Source organism: Allobosea rubneri (assembly GCF_032464875.1).
Lineage (GTDB): Bacteria > Pseudomonadota > Alphaproteobacteria > Rhizobiales > Beijerinckiaceae > Allobosea > Allobosea rubneri.
Genome location: NZ_JAWDID010000009.1, coordinates 1 through 16,198, shown reverse-complemented (window position 1 = coordinate 16,198; position 16,198 = coordinate 1). Strand labels below are relative to the sequence as shown.

Below are 16,198 nucleotides of genomic sequence, written 5' to 3'. Positions count from 1 at the left end.
CCGAACGCATGAGAACGGCGAGGCCACCGCCGGCCCGGCCGCAATGACGGCTGTGCTCGCTAGTGGAAGGCTCGTCGCGGTGCTGCAGGCCGCGCGGCCGGATCGCTCCGACGCTGGTTTCGTCACGTCGCCCGCCGATCATCTCGATCTCGATCATCACGGTATTCCAGGCGACCGTCATCACGGTGCGACGCGTCGTGCCGGCGCGCGCGAGCCCTGGCTGCCGCGAGGAACCGTGCTGCGCAACGATCGGCAGCTCTCGGCGCTGTGTCCGGACGAACTCGCCGAGATCGCCGCTTCGCTCGCGATCGAGGCGCTGCTGCCGCAATGGATCGGCGGCAACCTCGCGGTCGAGGGATTGCCGGGCTTCTCGCAGATCGCGCCGGGCAGTCGGCTCGCGATCGGCGGTGCTTGGGGCGGCAGGGGCCGCTTCGACGGCAAGGCCGTCCTGCGCGTCGAGGCCTACAATTCTCCGTGTCGGCTGTCAGGGCGAGCTATCGCGGCGGCCACCGGTCGGCCGGAGCTCGAATTTTCCTTCGTCAAGGCGGCGGCGCGCTTGCGCGGAGTCGTGCTGTCGGTCGATCTGCCGGGACGGATCGCGCCCGGCGATGCCGTGGTCGTGCTGAAGCCGATGCAGGGCTGAGCCGTCGGCCCGGCCTACCGCGCAAAGCGCCTTGCGCCGGCGACGCAGGCCACCACCGCGATGGAGGTCGCCACCATCTGCCAGCCGACGGTTTCGCCGAGCAGCAAAGCCGCCAGCGACAGCCCGAAGAAGGGCTGCAGCAATTGCAATTGCCCGACCGCGGCGATGCCGCCCTGGACGAGGCCGCGATACCAGAAGACGAAGCCGATCAGCATGCTGAACAGCGAGACATAGGCGAGCCCGAGCCAGGCCGGGGTGCCCGCCTGGGCGAACGAGGCCGGCAGCGTCAGCAGCGTCAGACCGGCCATGATCGGCAGGGACAGGACCAGGGCCCAGGAGATCACCTGCCAGCCGCCGAGATGGCGCGAGAGGCGGGCGCCCTCGGCATAACCGAGGCCGCAGGCGACGATCGCGGCGAGCATCAGCAGATCACCGACCGGGGAAGCGGCGAAGCCTTGCGTCCAGGCGAAGCCGACCACGCACAGGCTGCCGAGGCCGGCGAAGACCCAGAAGGCCGGGCGCGGACGTTCGCCGCCGCGGAGCACCCCGAAGATCGCGGTCGCGAGCGGTAGCAGGCCGACGAAGACGATCGAATGGGCGGAGGTGACGTGCTGGAGGGCGAGCGCAGTAAGTAGCGGGAAGCCGACGACGACGCAGAGCGCGACCACGGCGAGCGGCAGAAGGTCCGCGGGCTCCGGTCGCTTCTGCCTGAGCGCGAGCAGGAGCACGAGTCCCAACAGTCCGGCGATGGCGGCGCGCGCCACCGTCAGGAAGATCGGGTCGAAATCGGCCACGGCGACGCGCGTCGCCGGCAGCGAGCCGCTGAAGATGAGGACGCCGATGAAGCCGTTGAGCAAGCCGTTCGCAGTCTTGTCCATGATGCCTCCTGCGGCTCGTCTGCATGTCGCGAGAGGTCACAGATTTCCAGAGACAGTCCAATACAGTTCGGGCAAACTGTCCTGATGCTGGAAGCAGTACAGGTTAAGGAAGCAGCCGAGCTGCCTGGCGCCGACGACACGCTCGTCGGGCGCGTCATGGCGACGATCCGGCAGCGCATCGCCGGCCGGACCTTGGCGCCCGGCGCCAAGCTCCCTTCGATCCGTGGGCTCGCCGAGAGCATGGGCGTGTCGAAATCGACGGTGGTCGAAGCCTATGAGCGGCTCGCTGCCGAGGGGGCTATCCAGGCGAGGCGCGGCTCCGGCTTCTATGTCCGGCGCCTGCCGCCACTCTCGCTTGCCGACGTCGCCCCGAAGCTCGACCGGGCTGTCGATCCGCTCTGGATCTCCCGGCAATCGCTCGATGCGGGCGAGGGGGCTTTGCGGCCGGGTTGTGGCTGGCTGCCGCCCGACTGGATGCCGGAGGCTTCGATCCGCCGAGCGTTGCGCCGGCTCGGCCGGGCCGATGCGGCGACGCTGGCCGAGTACGGCACGCCGCTGGGCCTGCCTGCGCTGCGTCGGCTTCTCGCCAATCGCCTCGCCGAGCGCGGTGTCGAGGCCTCGCCCGACCAGATCGTCCTGGCGGAGTCCGGCACGCAGGCGATCGACCTCGTCTGCCGGTTCCTGCTCGAGCCCGGCGATACCGTGCTGGTCGACGATCCCTGCTACTTCAATTTCCAGGCATTGCTGCGCGCCCATCGCGCTCGCATCGTCAGCGTGCCCTACACGCCGTCGGGGCCCGATCTCGCTCTGTTCGCGCAGGCGCTGACCGAGCACCGGCCGCGGCTCTACATCACCAATTCGGCCCTCCACAATCCGACGGGCGCGACGCTGTCGGCGGCGACCGCGCACCGCCTGCTCAAGCTCGCCGAGCAGGCGGGCCTGACCATTGTCGAGGATGACATCTTCGGCGATCTCGAGCCGGAATCCGCGCCGCGCCTCGCCGGGCTCGACGGGCTGGAGCGGGTGATCCAGATCGGCAGCTTCTCGAAGACGCTGTCGGCTTCGGTGCGCTGCGGCTACATAGCTGCGCGGCGCGACTGGATCGAGGGGCTGACCGATCTCAAGGTCGCGCTCTCCTTCGGCGGCGGGCGGCTCGCGGCCGAGCTGGTGCTCGACCTCCTCAAGGACGGCAGCTATCGCCGGCATGTCGAGGGGCTGCGCCAGCGGCTTGCCCGCGCCATGGCGGAGACGACCGGCCGACTGGCTGCGCTCGGCATCGAGCCCTGGCTGACGCCGCGCGGCGGCTTGTTCCTCTGGTGCCGGCTGCCGGGCGAGCTCGATGCGGGGGAGATCGCTCGGCAGGCGCTCGCCAAAGGGGTCGTGCTCGCGCCCGGCAACGCCTTCAGCCTGTCGCAGACGGCGCGGCATTTCATGCGCTTCAACGTGGCGCAGGCCGCCGATCCCAGGATTCTCAGCGTGCTGCGCGCGACGATGCGGGCGGGCGTGCGATAGCAATCAAGGGCAGGGGGCGGTGAGGACGGGAATGAGGGCCCGCGCTCGCCAGCAGAATCGCGACGGCGCTGCTTTGCCCTGGCAATCAGCGGTGGTCCCTTGCCGTGCCTCTACCCAATCTCAGAGGGGTGCGCGTTTGTTTGATCCGTCTGTATCGACTGGAATATAGGACACTGCAGGCTTGCATCATTCCCGTTTCTGACATAAAGATATCTTTATATCTTTTACAGATTTTCGAGGCGCTCGCCGGTGACCCGCCGCTTCCACCATTCGCTGCCGACCCTGCTGGCCTCGCTGCGTGCGGCGGGCGAGGAAACGCGTTTGCGAATCCTGGCGCTGCTGGCGGAAGGTGAGCTCTCGGTCTCCGATCTCACAGATATTCTCGGCCAGTCGCAGCCGCGCATTTCGCGGCACCTCAAGCTGATGGCCGAGGCCGGCCTGCTGCGGCGCTCGCGCGAGGGGGCCTTCGCCTTCTTCCGGCTTGACGATGCGACGCCGGGTGGCGCGCTGGCATTGTCGCTCGCCCGCGACCTCGATTCGGCCGATCCGGTTCTCGCCGCCGATCGGGAGCGGCTCGCGGCGGTGCGCGCGACCCGTTCCGCCGCCGCCCAATCCTATTTCGCCAATGTCGCGCGCGAATGGGACCAACTGCGTTCGCTGCACGTCTCCGATGCCGCGGTCGAGGCTGCGGTCGAGGCCGCGGTCGGCGATCAGCCGCTGCAGGCCCTACTCGATCTCGGCACCGGCACCGGGCGCATGCTGGAGCGGCTGGCGCCGAAGGCGGCGCGCGCGGTCGGCGTCGATGCCAGCCACGCCATGCTGGCGGTGGCGCGGGCCAACCTTGAGAAGGCGGGTTTGTCGCGGGTCGAGCTCCGGCAGGGCGATATCTACGCGCTGCCCTTCGCGCGCGGTTCCTTCGACCTGGTGATCGTGCACCAAGTGCTGCATTTCCTCGACGATCCGGCCCGTGCCTTGCGCGAGGCGGCGGCGCTTCTTGCTCCGGGCGGGCGGCTGATCCTGGTCGACTTCGCGCCGCACGAAATGGAATTCCTGCGCACCGAGCACGCTCATCGCCGGCTCGGCTTCGAGAAGGACGAGATTCTCGGCTGGTTCGCCGAGGCCGGCCTGGAATGCGATCTCGCCGAGGAGATCACGGCCGCCGACGGCGGAAGCGGCCAGCTCGGCGTCATGCTCTGGCGCGGCCGCGACCGGCGCCTCCAGGGCGATTTCCCCCTTCGTCAGTTCGATCGTGAGGTTGCGTGATGAACGCTTTCCGCCCCAGCCGGCATGGTTCGCGCCGTCCGCGCGTCTCCTTCGAGTTCTTCCCGCCGAAGAACGAGGAGATGGAGGTCAGCCTCTGGGAGAACGTGCGCCGTCTGGAGCCGCTCGGACCTGCCTTCGTCTCGGTGACCTATGGCGCCGGTGGCTCGACCCGCGAGCGCACCCACAACACGGTCAAGCGCATGGTCGACGAGACCAGCCTGAAGCCGGCGGCGCATCTGACCTGCGTCTCCGCCTCGTGTGGCGAGGTCGACGAGGTCATCCGCGCCTATTGGGCGGCCGGCGTGCGCCATATCGTGGCGCTCCGTGGCGATCCGGCCGGCGGGCTCGGCACGGTCTACGAGCCGCATCCGCAGGGCTATCACCAGACCTCGGACCTCGTCGCCGGCATTCGCAAGGCCGGCGATTTCGAGGTCACGGTCTCGGCCTATCCGGAGAAGCATCCCGAGGCTGTCTCGCTCGACGCCGATATCGACGCGTTGAAGAAGAAGGTCGATGCCGGCGCGACCCGGGCCATCAGCCAGTTCTTCTTCGATAACGACGTTTATTTCCGCTATCTCGACAAGGTCCGCGCGCGCGGCATCGAGATCCCGATCCTGCCGGGCATCGTTCCCGTGCAGAACTTCAAGCAGACCGCCGGCTTTGCCCGCAAAACCGGGGCGAGCGTGCCGCAATGGCTGGCCGATCGCTTTGAGGGGCTGGAGGACGATCCGGCGACGCGCCGACTGGTCGCCGCCGCCGTCTGCGCCGAGCAGGTGCTCGACCTGATCGACCGCGGCGTCTCGGACCTGCATTTCTACACGATGAACAAGGCCGACCTCGTCTATGCGATCTGCCATCTCGTCGGGCTGAAGCCGGAGAAGGCGCAAGCGCAGCAGGTCGCGGCGGAGTGACGTCGTCATTGCGAGCGTAAGCGAAGCAATCCAGGAGCGGCAGAGTTCCATTTTCCCCTGGATTGCTTCGTCGCTACGCTCCTCGCAATGACGGGAAGGGCGCTACGAGCGCCGCAAAGAACCGAGACGAAAGCGTTCCCGATGTCCGACTACAAGCCCACTCCCGCCGACGGCGCCGAGATCGAGCGCGCGCTGCGCCAGGCCGCTTCCGAGCGCATCCTCGTGCTCGACGGCGCAATGGGCACGCAGATCCAGAACCTGAAGCTCTCCGAGGCCGATTTCCGCGGCGAGCGCTTCAAGGGCTGGAACCACGACCTCAAGGGCAATAACGACCTGATCGCGCTGACGCTGCCCGAGGCACTGCGCGACATCCATCTCGCCTATTACCGGGCCGGTGCCGACATCGTCGAGACCAACACCTTCTCCGGCACCTCGATCGCCCAGGCCGATTACGGCATGGAAGCGATCGTCTACGAGCTCAACGTCGAATGCGCCCGCATCGCCCGCGAGGCCGCCGAGATCGCCCGCAAGGAGGACGGTCGTCGCCGCTTCGTCGCCGGCGCGATCGGCCCGACCAACCGCACCCTCTCGATCTCGCCGGACGTCAACAATCCCGGCTTCCGGGCGGTCACCTTCGACCAGGTGCGCGATTCCTACGCCGAGCAGGTGCGCGGCCTGATCGATGGCGGCTCCGAATTGCTGCTGATCGAGACGATCTTCGACACGCTCAACGCCAAGGCGGCGATCGTCGCGATCCAGGAGGTCTTCCGCGAGAAGGGCTCGAAGCTGCCGGTGATGATCTCCGGCACGATCACCGACCTCTCCGGCCGCACGCTCTCGGGCCAGACGGTCGAGGCCTTCTGGAATGCGGTGCGCCATGCCGACCCGCTGACGATCGGCCTCAACTGCGCCCTCGGCGCCCGCGAGATGCGCGCCCATATCAAGGACATGTCGCGCGTCGCCGGCACCCTGGTCTGCGCCTATCCCAATGCCGGCCTGCCCAACGAGTTCGGCCTCTATGACGAGCGGCCGGAAGCGACCGCCAAGATGCTGGCCGAGTTCGCCGATGCCGGCTTCGTCAACATGGTCGGCGGCTGCTGCGGCACGACGCCCGATCATATCCGTGCCATTGCAGAGGCGGTTGCCGGGAAGGCGCCGCGCGCCGTACCGGAACCCAAGCCCTATCTCAGGCTCGCCGGTCTCGAGCCGTTCACGCTCGACGAGACTATTCCGTTCGTAAACGTCGGCGAGCGCACCAACGTCACCGGCTCGGCCAAGTTCCGCAAGCTGGTCACGGCCGGCGATTATGCCGCCGCACTCGACGTCGCGCGCGAACAGGTCGCCAATGGCGCGCAGGTCATCGACATCAACATGGACGAGGGCCTGCTCGATTCCGAGAAGGCGATGACCGAGTTCTGCAACCTGATCGCCTCGGAGCCGGACATCTCCCGCGTGCCGATCATGGTCGACTCGTCGAAGTTCCATGTGATCGAAGCCGGCCTGAAGACGATCCAGGGCAAGCCGATCGTCAATTCGATTTCGATGAAGGAGGGCGAGGAGGCTTTCCTCGAGCACGCCCGTATCTGCCGGCAATACGGCGCGGCCGTCGTCGTGATGGCCTTCGACGAGACCGGCCAGGCCGACACCTATGAGCGCAAGATCGAGATCTGCACACGCGCCTACAAGCTCTTGACCGAGGTCGCGGGCTTCCCGCCCGAGGACATCATCTTCGACCCCAACATCTTCGCGGTGGCGACCGGCATCGAGGAACACGACAACTACGGCAACGACTTCATCAACGCGACCCGCACGATCCGCGAGACGCTGCCGCATGCGCATATCTCCGGCGGCGTCTCGAACCTGTCCTTCTCGTTCCGCGGCAATGAGAAGGTCCGCGAGGCGATGCACTCGGTCTTCCTGTACCATTGCATCAAGGTCGGCATGGACATGGGCATCGTGAATGCCGGCCAGCTCGGCAGCTACGATGACCTCGACCCGGAACTGCGCGAGCTCTGCGAGGACGTTGTCCTCAACCGCCGCAAGGATTCCACCGAGCGGCTGCTCGAAGCGGCGCCGCGCTTCAAGGGCGATGGCTCGGCGGCGGTCTCGGGCAAGGACCTCGCCTGGCGCGAGGCCGATGTGCACAAGCGGCTCGAGCACGCGCTGGTCAACGGCATCACCGAGTTCATCGACCGCGATACCGAAGAGGCGAGGGCGCAGGCCGAAAAGCCGCTGCATGTCATCGAAGGGCCGCTGATGGCCGGCATGAACGTGGTCGGCGACCTGTTCGGCGCCGGCAAGATGTTCCTGCCGCAGGTGGTGAAGTCGGCCCGCGTGATGAAGCAGGCCGTCGCCTATCTCATGCCGTACATGGAAGAGGAGAAGCGCCTCAATGGCGGTGCCGAGCGTTCGGCCGCCGGCAAGGTGCTGATGGCGACGGTGAAGGGCGACGTCCACGACATCGGCAAGAACATCGTCGGCGTCGTGCTCCAGTGCAACAATTACGAGGTCATCGACCTCGGCGTGATGGTGCCGACGCAGAAGATCCTCGACACCGCGCGCAAGGAGAAGGTCGACATCATCGGCCTGTCGGGGCTGATCACGCCCTCGCTCGACGAGATGGTCACAGTCGCCGCCGAGATGGAGCGCGAAGGCTTCGACATCCCGCTCCTGATCGGCGGGGCGACGACGAGTCGCGTCCATACGGCGGTGAAGATCCACCCTGCCTACAACCAGGGCCAGGCGGTCTACGTCACCGACGCCTCGCGCGCGGTCGGCGTCGTCTCCAGCCTGCTCTCGCAGGAGCAGAAGGGGCCTTACGTCGAGGGCCTCCAGGCCGAATACGAGAAGGTCGCCGCCGCCCATCGCCGCTCCGAGGCCGAGAAGCAGCGCCTGCCGCTCACCAAGGCGCGCGCCAACGCCTTCAAGCCGAACTGGGCCGGCTACCAGCCGCCGAAGCCGACCTTCCTCGGCACGCGCGTCTTCCGCAGCTACGATCTCGCCGAGCTCGTGCCGCTGATCGACTGGACGCCGTTCTTCCAGACCTGGGAGCTGAAGGGCCGATACCCTGCGATCCTCGAAGACGAGAAGCAGGGCGAGGCGGCGCGCGCGCTCTGGGACGATGCGCAGGCGATGCTGAAGCGCGTCGTCGAGGAGCGCTGGTTCAATCCGAAGGCGGTGATCGGCTTCTGGCCGGCCAACGCCGTCGGCGACGATATCCGCCTCTATACCGGCGAGAGCCGGCAGGAGAAGCTCGCGACCTTCCACGGCCTGCGCCAGCAGCTTTCCAAGCGCGACGGCAAGCCCAACATGTGCGTCTCGGACTTCGTCGCGCCGGAGGGCGGTTCGCCCGACTATATCGGCGCCTTCGTGGTGACCTCGGGCGCGGAAGAGGAGCGCATCTCCGAGCGCTTCGCCCGCGACAACGATGATTATCGCTCGATCATGGTCAAGGCGCTGGCCGACCGCATCGCCGAGGCCTTCGCGGAGCGCATGCACCAGCGTGTCCGGACCGAGTTCTGGGCCTATGCGCCGGACGAGAACTACTCGAACGAGGATCTGATCCGCGAGGAATACCAGGGCATCCGCCCGGCGCCGGGCTATCCTGCCCAGCCCGACCATACCGAGAAGGCGACGCTGTTCGAGCTTCTCCAGGCCGAGCGCCGGGTCGGCGTCAAGCTGACCGAGAGCTATGCGATGTGGCCGGGTTCCTCGGTCTCCGGACTCTATCTCTCGCACCCGGACGCTTATTACTTCGGCGTCGCCAAGGTCGAGCGTGACCAGGTCGAGGACTATGCGGCGCGCAAGGGCATGGACATTCGCGAAGTCGAGCGCTGGCTGGCGCCGATCCTGAACTACGACACAAGCGCCTATACGCTTGAGGCAGCGGAGTGATCAGCCGCCTCGCTGCGCGTGCGGCGAGGCGCTGTCATGGGGCCAGGAACTCCTCGGCGGCGAAATCGACGAAGGCCCGCAGTTTCGGCGAGGCGTAGCGGCTGGCGGGCCACATCACGCTGAGCTTGGTCTGCGCCTCGACATAGCTTTCGAGAATGCGGACGAGCGAGCCGCGCTGCAGGTGCTCGGCGACGGATAGATCGGGAACGCAGGCGATGCCGAGCCCGCTTTCGGCGAGGCCGATCTGCGCTTCGAGCGCGTTCGTCACCACGCTGGGCTGGATCTCGACCTGCGCGGGCTCGCCCTGCCTGGACAAGGGCCATTGGTGGAGCTTGCCGGTGTTGGCGAAGCGGTAGACGAGGCAGGCGTGCCGGGCGAGATCTTCCGGCGTCTCCGGCTTGCCCATCCTGCGGAAATAGTCGGGTGAGCCGACCAGCGCCTGGCTGAAATGGCCGAGCGTGCGGGTCATCAGCCGGGAATCGGCGTGCTCGCCGGTGCGGAGCACCACGTCGAAACCCTCGCCGATGACGTCTACAACCCGGTCAGTGGCATCGAGTTCGAGTTCGATCTCGGGGTGGCGCCGTTTGAAGGCCGCGAGCTTGGCCATCGGGATCATGCTCATCGACGGCAGGCTGACGCGCAGCTTGCCCTGCGGCGTCGCCCGGCTGCGCGACAATTCGAGCTCGGCGGCTTCGTATTCGCAGAGAATGCGGCGGCAGCGTTCGAGGAACATCGCGCCCTCCGGCGTCAGCGTGACGCTGCGGGTCGAGCGGTGGAACAGCCTTGCGCCGAGCCGCTCCTCCAGGCGCGCCACCGCCTTGCTGACGGCCGAGGCTGAGATGCCGAGCTTGCGGCCGGCCTCGGTGAACCCATCGGCTTCTGCCGCATGCACAAAGGCGAATAGCGCTCCGAGACTATCCATGCGGCGGTCACCCAGTCATGACGAGAATGTCCAAAGAGTCGTGAGTTGTGTCCTGTTTTTCGCTCATTGGAAACCAGCTACCTCAAGCGCCGAACCATCTTCGAAGGCGCTACAGCCATGACATCAGCGACGAACACGATATCGGCCGGCACGAGCGAGGCGAGGCTGCCCCTGGGGGGCTTGCTGGCGCTCGCCATGGCGGCCTTCATCACGCTCCTCACCGAAATCCTGCCATCGGGGTTGCTCCCGCAAATGGCTGAGAGCCTTGGACAATCCGAGGCGCTGATCGGCCAGCTCATCACCGCCTATGCGGTCGGCTCGCTCGTCTCAGCCATTCCCTTGACGATCGCCACGCAGAGCTGGCGGCGGCGCACGCTGTTGCTGCTCGCCATCGCCGGTTTTGCCGTCGTCAACACGGTGACGGCGATCTCCGACAGCTACGCCATCACGCTGGCCGCCCGTTTCGTCGCCGGCATGAGCGCCGGGCTGCTCTGGGCGCTGGCGGCCGGCTATGCCGCGCGCATGGTGCCCGAGCATCTGCAGGGGCGCGCGATCGCGATCGCCATGGTCGGAGCGCCGCTCGCCCTCTCGCTCGGCATTCCGGTGGGCACCTTCCTCGGCACCCTTGTGGGCTGGCGCTGGACCTTCGGCGCGATGAGCGGGCTGACGGTGCTCCTTGTCGTCTGGGTTCTGGCCAGCGTGCCCGATTATCCCGGCCAGAAGCGGGGGCAGGAATTCGGGCTGAAGGCGGTGTTCACGCTGCCGGGCGTACGGCCTGTCCTGTTCGTGGTCTTCGCCTATGTGCTCGCCCACAACACGCTCTACACCTATATCGCGCCGTTCCTGGAGCCGGCCGGCATCAAGGAGCGGACCGATGTCGTGCTGCTGGTCTTCGGCCTGGCCTCGCTGCTCGGCATCTGGATCACCGGCGCCCTGATCGATCGCTGGTTGCGCGAGCTGGTTCTGGCGAGCGTCGCGTTGTTCGGCCTTTCCGCATTGGCCCTCGGAATCGCGGGTACCATGCCTGGCGTGATCTATGGCGCGGTCGCCGTCTGGGGACTGGCCTTCGGCGGGGCCGGGACGCTGTTCCAGACCGCTTCCGCCAAGGCGGCGGGCCGCGCGGCCGATGTCGCCCAGTCGATGCTGGTGACGACCTGGAATCTCGCCATCGCCGGCGGCGGCATACTCGGCGGCCTATTGCTGAGCGGGTTTGGAGTCACACCGTTCCCGTGGGTGCTGGCGGCGCTTCTGATCGCGACATTCGCGGTCGCATGGGGCGCAAGAAGCGATGGCTTCCGCGCTGCCAAGGTCCGCTAGTTCCGCTGCTGAGCAGGCTGTGCCTAGTCGGAGGATACCCCGATGCGGCTCAGCCTGGTTCCTGCTTCGGGTGATGCGGGTGGGCCTCGGCCGAAGCAGGGCTGCATCAGCATGGAAAAGCCCTCCTGCCCGGCGCAGGCCGCCGGTCATCGGGTTTAGTCATAGAACACCGCTGCGTGCGCGAAGGCTTCAACCCCTGGCCGCGGCTTCCAGGCCGGCGATGTCGAGCTTGACCATCTTCAGCATCGCCTCTGCGACGCGTTTCGCCTTGGCGCGGTCGGGATCGCGGACCAGTTCGATCAGCCGCTTCGGCACGATCTGCCAGGACAGCCCCCAGCGATCCCGAAGCCAGCCGCACTGCTCGATCATGCCGCCCGCGCCGAGCGCGTCCCAGAGACGGTCGATCTCGGCCTGCGTCTCGCATTCGACGACGATCGAGAAGGTGTGGTTGAAGCTGTCGGAGCGTGCCGCCTCGAAGGCCTGGTAGCGCTGGCCGCCAATGGTGAAGGTGGCGATCTTGACGCTCTCGGCCGGCCCGCTGGGCGAGTCCGCCGGCAGGGCGCTGGCCCATTCGCGCGCCGAGTTCGGAATGAGCGAGGTATAGAGGCTGATCGCTGCTTCCATGTCCTTCTCGAACCAGAGATTCTGGGTGACTTTCATCGCCGGCCTCCTTCCTGTGACGTCAGGCCGATACTGGCCCCTCAGTCCAAGGACGGTCGAGAGCGGAAGGTTCCGACAGGACGCAGCCGTTTTTCGAAATGGCCTTCTCCGGCGGGCACCCCTCGGTGCTTCGGGGGATGAAGCGCGGAGTTCGCCATGGCGCGCCGGAATGCCCGCCGATGGGTGTCGGCACGCGGCGCTATTGCCGTTATTGCAAATGCGTCTCAATGACAACATATTGATAACATTAATCAATTGACATTTTTTGGTCTGTTCTTTAGCTCCTGGCGGGACGGGGAGTAGCGGCGCGCAGAGGCGCGCGGTCGCATCAACACGCTCGCGGCGAGGACTGCGTGGTGCGACCAGCCGAGTGAACTCGGCCAAGCGAGACCGTGGCGGTGTGCCTTGCGGACAAGGCCCGAAATCCGTCCGGTCCTTCGTCCGCGCAAGAGAAAGTCATGTCACCCGTTTCCATAGCCGTTCTCGCCGTCGGCATGTCCGTCGACGCCCTGCTCGCTTCCATCGGGCGTGGCGCCGCATCGCGCCGGCCGCGTTTCGCCGAGGCACTCCGCACCGGTGCGATCTTCGGAGTCGTCGAGGCGATCACTCCGCTGATCGGCTGGGCGGCGGGCCTGGCGGCGAGCCAGTATGTGGCGGCCATCGACCACTGGATCGCATTCATCCTGCTCGGCATCGTCGGCGGGCGCATGGTCCTGGATTCGCTGAAGCCTGCCGAGGAGCGCTCCGCCTCGGCTCAGGACAACTCGCTCTGGGCGCTGATGGCGACGGCGATCGGCACCAGCATCGACGCCATGGCGGTCGGCGTTTCCCTGGCCTTCCTCGACGTGAACATTCTGGTCGTCGCACTGGCGATCGGCTTTGCGACATTCCTGATGTCGACCGGCGGCATGATGGCCGGCAACCTGATCGGCGCCACATTCGGCCGGTGGGCCGAGCGTGTCGGAGGCATGGCGCTCGTCTGCCTTGGGCTTTCGATCCTGTTCAGCCACCTGCTCGAGGGCTGACGCCGTAACTTCCGGACACCGGGGATCCGTGCCGGGTCCTCGGCCTCAAACCACCCGCAGCACGTCAGCGCCGGCCGCCTGCATCGCTGCCTTCGCATCCCGCACGGGGGCGCCGTAGAGGCGCAGGCAGTTCCGGCCCGCCGTCTTGGCGATGTAGAGGGCGGCGTCAGCCTCGGCGAAGCGCCGTTCCGGATCGTGCAGCAGGCCGGGCTGCAGCAGGGTCGCGCCGATCGAGGCGCTGATTTCGATCGTGTTTTTGTGCCAGGTGACCGGACGCGCCAGCGCCTTCTGCGCCTCCTCCAGGCGGTGGAGCAGATAGGGACGACCACCTGCCGAGCAGAGCAGCAGGGCGAACTCGTCACCGCCGATTCGGGCAACGATCGCGGCATCGCTTAGCGAGGTTTCCAGCCGCATCGCCAGTTGCCGCAGGCATTCGTCGCCGGCGGCATGGCCGAAGCGGTCGTTGATCGGCTTCAGGTTGTCGAGATCGACGATGGCGAGGAGGCCGAGCGCGCAGCCGTCGCCGAGACTGCGACGCAGGTCGGAGAGCTGCATTTCGAAGGCGCGGCGGTTGGCGAGGCCGGTCAGCGGATCGCTGTAGGCGAGCCGGCGCAGCCCCTGCCACATGTCCTTCTCGCTGGTGATGTCCTGCTTGGCGCCGTGGATACGGACGGGGCGACCATGCTCGTGCGTGATGGAGGCGGAGAGGCGCATCCAGCGCTCGGCTCCCGCGGCCGAGCGAATCCGGGCATCCATGACGAAGCTCTGGCCGCTGGTGATCAGCCGGCCACGCAGGCGCTCCATCTCGGCGCGGGACTCGTTGTGATAGAGGTCGACGGTCGAAGGCCGGTGCAGCGTCGAGCCGCGTGGCAGGCCGAACAGGTCGTAGACACCGTCGGTCCAGCAGAGCTGCGTCGTCCTGAGGTCGCATTCCCAGGCACCGAGCCGCGCCAACAGGGTAGCCTGATCGTAGAGGCGCCTTGCCTGGCCGTCGGAGAGCTGATCGCGGTTCAACGACTTTCTCGCATGCATCGCCGCGGCAGGGCGCTGCTTCTGGGGGCGATGTGCGACCAAGCTAGGCGAAAATGGTTAACGCTTGCCTGACTCGCCCCCCTGGCGTGGACTATTCCCGCCTGAGCGCCTCGATCGGGTCCAGCCGTGCCGCCTGCCGTGCCGGGTAGAAGCCGAAGAAGACGCCGATCAGCCCGGAGACCCCGACCGCGATCAGGATGGTCTCCACCGAGATCACGAAGGGCCAGCCGGCGAAGCGGGCGATCGCCGTCGCGGCGCCGACGCCGAGGGCGATGCCGACGGCGCCGCCGATGGTGGCGAGCGTCGTCGCCTCGATCAGGAACTGCGAGAGCACGTCGCGCTGGCGGGCGCCGACGGCGAGCCTGAGGCCGATCTCGCGGGTGCGCTCGGTCACCGAGACCAGCATGATGTTCATGATGCCGATGCCGCCGACCAGCAGCGAGACGCCGGCGACGGCGGCGAGCAGCCAGGAGAGGGTGCTTGCGGCGGCGGTCGCGGTGTTGGCGATCTCGGTCAGGTTGCGGACGATGAAGTCGTCATCCTGGTCCTCGGTGAGGCGATGGCGCTGGCGCAGCAAGGCGCGGGTCTGCTCGATGCCGGGGTTGATCGCCGGCTCGCTGGCGAACTTGACCATGATGGTCTGCACAGAGCGGTCGCGGGCATAGTTGCGGCCGACGATGCGGCGCCGGCCGGTGTCGAGCGGCACGAAGATGACGTCGTCCTGATCTTGCCCAAGCGCCGACTGACCCTTCGCGGCCATCACGCCGATGACCTTGAAGGGCACGTTGCGGATGCGGAACATCTGGTCGAGCGGATCGGAGTCGCCGAACAGGTTGCGCGCCACGGTCTGGCCGATGATGGCGACGATCTCGCCCCGGCGAATCTCCTCAGGCTCGAACAGCCGGCCCTCAGCGAGGCCCCATTCGCGGGCGGTGAAGAAATCGAGATCGGTCGCGGTGATCATCGTCGACCAGTTGGTCCCGGCATAGACCGCCTGGGCGCGGGTGGTGATCACCGGTGCGGCGGCGACGACGTCCTCGACCTCGTTGACGACGGCGCGGGCATCCTCGTCGGTCAGGGTCGAGGAGGCGCCGGCACCGAGCCGGACGCCGCCCTGGGTGACGTTGCCCGACTGGATGATGGCAAGATTGGCGCCGAGCGACTTGATCTGGCTGTCGACGCGTTCGCGCGCCCCCGAACCGATCGCGACCATGGCGATCACCGCGGCGACGCCGATGATGATGCCGAGCATGGTCAGCGCCGAGCGCAGCGCATTGGCGCCGATGGCGGAGAGGGCGGAGCGAATGGCTTCCAGCAGGCTCATTCGGCGGCCTCCGGCAAGGGGGCGGCCGTGTCGTGCTCGGCAAGCGCGGCCCGCGCATCGGCCGGTTCCTGGCGGTTGTCGGCGATGACATGACCGTCGCGGAAGCGTACGACCCGGCGGGCGTGGCGGGCGACCTCGGCGTCGTGCGTGACGAGCACGACGGTGACACCCTCGCGATTGAGGTCCTGGAAGAGGGCGAGGATTTCCAGCGCAGTGCGGCTGTCGAGCGCGCCGGTCGGCTCGTCGGCGAGCAGCAGGCGCGGCTGGTTGACGAGGGCGCGGGCGATGGCAACCCGCTGCTGCTGACCGCCGGAAAGCTGCATCGGCCGGTGATGGGCGCGCTCGGCGAGGCCGACCCGGCCGAGCGCGGCGAGCGCCCGCTCGCGGCGTGCCTTGCGGTCGACGCCGGCATAGACCATCGGCAATTCGACATTGGCGCACGCATCGACGCGCGGCAGCAGGTTGAACTGCTGGAAGACGAAACCAAGCTTGCGGTTGCGCAGTTCGGCGAGCCCGTCGCCCGAAAGCGTCTCGACTTCGACGCCGTCGAGCCGGTACTGGCCGCCGGTCGGCCGGTCGAGGCAGCCGATCAGGTTCATGAAGGTCGACTTGCCGGAGCCGGAGGGGCCCATCACTGCGACGAGATCGCCGGCCTCGATGTCGAGGTTGACCCGGTCGAGCGCGGTGACGCGGCCGGAATCGAGATCGTAGACCCGGGAGAGCGCGCGTGCCTCGATCAGGGCCATCGCCGGCGCCTCAGAACAGCCGCGGGCCGCGCGGGGCGGGACCGCGGCTGTTCTGAGGCGCCGGCGATGGC

13 protein-coding genes are annotated in these 16,198 nt (G+C 67.5%); 7 read left to right on the top strand and 6 right to left on the bottom strand.

The features are described from left to right. Positions 1-43 precede the first annotated feature (43 nt). Positions 44-643 carry an MOSC domain-containing protein gene (locus tag RKE40_RS08095; RefSeq protein ID WP_316017726.1) on the top strand — a complete coding sequence of 200 codons (600 nt, stop codon included), beginning with the start codon at positions 44-46 and terminating at the stop codon, positions 641-643. A 14-nt stretch (positions 644-657) separates the two neighbouring features. On the opposite strand, the gene RKE40_RS08090 is transcribed toward RKE40_RS08095, so the two are convergent. After that, positions 658-1,521: a DMT family transporter gene (locus tag RKE40_RS08090; protein WP_316017725.1), complete on the bottom strand. Its 864-nt coding sequence runs from the start codon at positions 1,519-1,521 to the stop codon at positions 658-660. An 84-nt stretch (positions 1,522-1,605) separates the two neighbouring features. Between RKE40_RS08090 and RKE40_RS08085 the strand changes: the two genes are divergently transcribed. From RKE40_RS08085 to metH, 4 genes are all read left to right on the top strand, one after another. Next, positions 1,606-3,033 (top strand): aminotransferase-like domain-containing protein, encoded by a 1,428-nt coding sequence (locus RKE40_RS08085; protein WP_316017724.1) that lies wholly within the window; start codon positions 1,606-1,608, stop codon positions 3,031-3,033. A gap of 249 nt (positions 3,034-3,282) precedes the next feature. Further along, positions 3,283-4,296, top strand: coding sequence for an ArsR/SmtB family transcription factor (locus RKE40_RS08080; RefSeq protein WP_316017723.1), 1,014 nt, complete (start codon positions 3,283-3,285; stop codon positions 4,294-4,296). Further along, positions 4,296-5,207, top strand: a complete 912-nt coding sequence (gene metF, locus RKE40_RS08075) for a methylenetetrahydrofolate reductase [NAD(P)H] (protein ID WP_316017722.1) — start codon at positions 4,296-4,298, stop codon at positions 5,205-5,207. The genes RKE40_RS08080 and metF overlap by 1 nt, the downstream gene beginning before the upstream one ends. A gap of 141 nt (positions 5,208-5,348) precedes the next feature. Continuing rightward, on the top strand, positions 5,349-9,101 hold the full coding sequence (metH, locus tag RKE40_RS08070) for a methionine synthase (protein WP_316017721.1): 3,753 nt from the start codon (positions 5,349-5,351) through the stop codon (positions 9,099-9,101). Between the two features lie 34 nt (positions 9,102-9,135). Here the strand turns inward: metH and RKE40_RS08065 are convergent, their stop codons facing one another. Next, positions 9,136-10,023, bottom strand: a complete 888-nt coding sequence (locus tag RKE40_RS08065; RefSeq protein ID WP_316017720.1) for a LysR family transcriptional regulator — start codon at positions 10,021-10,023, stop codon at positions 9,136-9,138. Between the two features lie 117 nt (positions 10,024-10,140). On the opposite strand from RKE40_RS08065, the gene RKE40_RS08060 reads away from it, so the two are divergent. After that, positions 10,141-11,340: an MFS transporter gene (locus tag RKE40_RS08060; RefSeq protein ID WP_316017719.1), complete on the top strand. Its 1,200-nt coding sequence runs from the start codon at positions 10,141-10,143 to the stop codon at positions 11,338-11,340. Between the two features lie 189 nt (positions 11,341-11,529). On the opposite strand, the gene RKE40_RS08055 is transcribed toward RKE40_RS08060, so the two are convergent. Further along, entirely contained in the window at positions 11,530-12,000 is a 471-nt protein-coding gene (locus tag RKE40_RS08055; protein ID WP_316017718.1) for a VOC family protein, read from the bottom strand. Positions 12,001-12,458: 458 nt separating this feature from the next. On the opposite strand from RKE40_RS08055, the gene RKE40_RS08050 reads away from it, so the two are divergent. Then, the gene (locus RKE40_RS08050) at positions 12,459-13,025 is read left to right on the top strand and encodes a manganese efflux pump MntP (RefSeq protein ID WP_316017717.1); all 567 of its coding nucleotides are present in this window, start codon (positions 12,459-12,461) and stop codon (positions 13,023-13,025) included. Positions 13,026-13,070: 45 nt separating this feature from the next. Here the strand turns inward: RKE40_RS08050 and RKE40_RS08045 are convergent, their stop codons facing one another. From RKE40_RS08045 to RKE40_RS08035, 3 genes are all read right to left on the bottom strand, one after another. Further along, on the bottom strand, positions 13,071-14,039 hold the full coding sequence (locus RKE40_RS08045) for a diguanylate cyclase domain-containing protein (RefSeq protein WP_316017716.1): 969 nt from the start codon (positions 14,037-14,039) through the stop codon (positions 13,071-13,073). Positions 14,040-14,148: 109 nt separating this feature from the next. Further along, complete coding sequence (locus RKE40_RS08040; protein ID WP_316017715.1) at positions 14,149-15,381, bottom strand: ABC transporter permease; 1,233 nt, start codon at positions 15,379-15,381, stop codon at positions 14,149-14,151. After that, entirely contained in the window at positions 15,378-16,127 is a 750-nt protein-coding gene (locus RKE40_RS08035; RefSeq protein ID WP_316017714.1) for an ABC transporter ATP-binding protein, read from the bottom strand. Before RKE40_RS08035 ends, RKE40_RS08040 begins: the two co-directional genes overlap by 4 nt. Positions 16,128-16,198: the final 71 nt, after the last annotated feature.

Bases quoted from the DNA above. Each gene is read 5' to 3' on its own strand.
- RKE40_RS08085 (WP_316017724.1), top strand. From the start codon at position 1,606: ATGCTGGAAGCAGTACAGGTTAAGGAAGCAGCCGAGCTGCCTGGCGCC.
- RKE40_RS08040 (WP_316017715.1), bottom strand. From the start codon at position 15,381: ATGAGCCTGCTGGAAGCCATTCGCTCCGCCCTCTCCGCCATCGGCGCC.
- RKE40_RS08035 (WP_316017714.1), bottom strand. From the start codon at position 16,127: ATGGCCCTGATCGAGGCACGCGCGCTCTCCCGGGTCTACGATCTCGAT.
- metF (WP_316017722.1), top strand. From the start codon at position 4,296: ATGAACGCTTTCCGCCCCAGCCGGCATGGTTCGCGCCGTCCGCGCGTC.
- RKE40_RS08090 (WP_316017725.1), bottom strand. From the start codon at position 1,521: ATGGACAAGACTGCGAACGGCTTGCTCAACGGCTTCATCGGCGTCCTC.
- RKE40_RS08065 (WP_316017720.1), bottom strand. From the start codon at position 10,023: ATGGATAGTCTCGGAGCGCTATTCGCCTTTGTGCATGCGGCAGAAGCC.
- RKE40_RS08060 (WP_316017719.1), top strand. From the start codon at position 10,141: ATGACATCAGCGACGAACACGATATCGGCCGGCACGAGCGAGGCGAGG.
- RKE40_RS08095 (WP_316017726.1), top strand. From the start codon at position 44: ATGACGGCTGTGCTCGCTAGTGGAAGGCTCGTCGCGGTGCTGCAGGCC.
- RKE40_RS08050 (WP_316017717.1), top strand. From the start codon at position 12,459: ATGTCACCCGTTTCCATAGCCGTTCTCGCCGTCGGCATGTCCGTCGAC.
- metH (WP_316017721.1), top strand. From the start codon at position 5,349: ATGTCCGACTACAAGCCCACTCCCGCCGACGGCGCCGAGATCGAGCGC.
- RKE40_RS08055 (WP_316017718.1), bottom strand. From the start codon at position 12,000: ATGAAAGTCACCCAGAATCTCTGGTTCGAGAAGGACATGGAAGCAGCG.